This is a genomic window from Phocaeicola sp. RTP21198st1_B8_RTP21198_201120 (assembly GCF_040929485.1).
Taxonomy (GTDB): Bacteria; Bacteroidota; Bacteroidia; order Bacteroidales; family Bacteroidaceae; genus Phocaeicola; species Phocaeicola dorei.
On sequence record NZ_JBCOCI010000156.1, the window covers coordinates 1,149 to 3,318 of the forward strand.

A 2,170-nucleotide genomic window follows, 5' to 3' on the forward strand; every position below is an offset into this window, starting at 1 on the left:
TCATGTACCGACCTTTTTCTCCATTGGGAGTTATCAACCACGGAATTATAGGAATTTGAGTTGTTGTTAACACCAATGCAGGCGAATAGGTCGGCAATTTCACACGCATTCCAGATGGACGGAACTGAATAATTTTATTATATATTGTAGGGTGTTCTTCATAACCACAATTCCATTCAAATTTTTGATGGCTATTTTCGAATCCTTCTTGCTTAATTTCATCAATCCATGCATCAATCCATGATTTATTATCTTGATAGAATTGTCGGTTCTGTCTGATGAATTGTTTTTTCCAATCCGGGAATTGTCGTCCTGTTTTAGGTTTTCCTTGAGAATATATGGGAAGAAGTTGCAAAAAATCATCTTTTGAGTTTCCAACTATATCTTCTCCAAATTTACCTTTTTTCCCAGACAATTGTTGCCGTTTCTGAAAGTAAGGTGCTACCCCCTCGTAATCATAAGTGGCACCAAATTCCATTGCCCAAATAGGGAATGTTGGTAGTGTACTCTTATTTTGAGAAAGTAAATCCAAGAATTTTTGCCATGCTGCCATGTGCTTTCTCGTGACTGGACGTAAAGACATATAGTCTGTATCTTCAGGAATTAGTATTTGAGAAATATCACAGTCAGGCCTTTCCTCATGTTTTGGAAATGCAAAAGTTTGCAACCCACCTCTACTTTTTAAACGACCAACAATATACATTCTTGTTCGATGCTGGGGAATACCAAAATAATGGGGAGATATAATATCTTCTTTGACCTCATAAAGCATTGATAGCTTTTCATGAATTACACGATACGTATTTCCTTTATCATGAGATTTCAAGTTAGGAACATTCTCAAGAAATACAAATTCAGGCTTGTGAAATTCGAGAACTTCCATTATTTTATTAAACAAGTTGCCCCTTTCTTTCTCATCCTGAAACCCTTGTTGTTTTCCTGCTTGTGAAAATGGTTGACATGGAAAACCACCACATAAAATATCATGTGATGGAATGTCCTTTTCGATATTAATAAGATTAATATCCCCAGCACACTTCATACCAAAATTACTCTCATACAAAGTGCGTAAATCTTGCTGGAGTTCACTAGCAAATACACATTTGCAGCCCAATTGCTCTAAGGCCAAATGGAATCCTCCTAATCCTGCAAATAAATCTATAAACTTATATGTTGGCATAATTGGATCGTTTTTAAATTTGGTGTCATAATTAATTTTTCAGACATCCAATAGGTACAACATAGACTCCATCTGTTCGCTTATAGGCAAAATCACCAACGCCTGTCAGCACCATACAAAAAGCAGGAGCTTTCATTCGAGATGTATCTATGATATTTGAGAGTGCCATTAATGTTTTTGCACCATCCTCAATCAATTTCTCTCCACCCAATTTTATTTCAATGAGACCATACGAACCATTACGCAAATGTACTACAGCATCACATTCCAAACCATTCTTATCTCTATAATGATAGACAGAACCATCTAAGGCATCAGCATAAACCCTAAGATCTCGAATACACATTGTTTCAAAAAATAACCCAAAAGTATTTAGGTCGTTAATTAAATCATTGGGACCTAAACCAAGGGCTGCCACGCCAACCGAAGGGTCAACATAATACCTTGTATCAGATGTACGAACCGCTGTTTTACTTCTCAAGTTAGGATTCCATGCCGGCATATCCTCAATTACAAATATTTTCCGCAAAGCGGTAAGGTACGCATCTATCGTTTCATCGCTGACATCCTCTGGTTCATTTGTTGATATGTCGGCAAGGATTGTGGCGATACTTGCTTGAGAGCCTTGATGCCTGGCATATGAACGCATAATTCTTTTTGCCCGTTCTGCATCTCGTTTTACATTGTCTACTCGTGATATATCGCTATTTGTTATCGCTTTATAATATTCTGTTGCCTGTAATAGTGCCGCCTTTTCTGTTTTCTTTTGCAAAGCTTTAGGCCACCCCCCACGGCAAACAACAAACGCAAGCACTGGCAATGTAAGTTTATTCAAGGCTCCTATTTTATCCGGGGCAAGGAACAGTTCCGACAGACTTATCTCACCTGTAGAATCCCCTGATTCCCACAAACTCATAGGACGCATGGTGAGCCATCCATATCTTCCAGTACCTGTGTGGTGAATTTCCTTAGCTTCGACCTGTCTCTTAT

Annotated in this window: 2 protein-coding genes; both read right to left on the reverse strand. The window is 38.2% G+C overall.

Annotation, left to right across the window (positions count from 1 at the left end; genetic code table 11):
• Positions 1-1,180: DNA cytosine methyltransferase (locus tag AB5935_RS23640; RefSeq protein WP_368327634.1), on the reverse strand; the 1,180-nt coding region annotated here is incomplete at its 3' end.
• 31 nt (positions 1,181-1,211) lie between these two features.
• Positions 1,212-2,170, reverse strand: a 959-nt coding sequence (locus AB5935_RS23645; protein ID WP_368327635.1) for an ATP-binding protein, incomplete at its 5' end; no start/stop codon positions are given.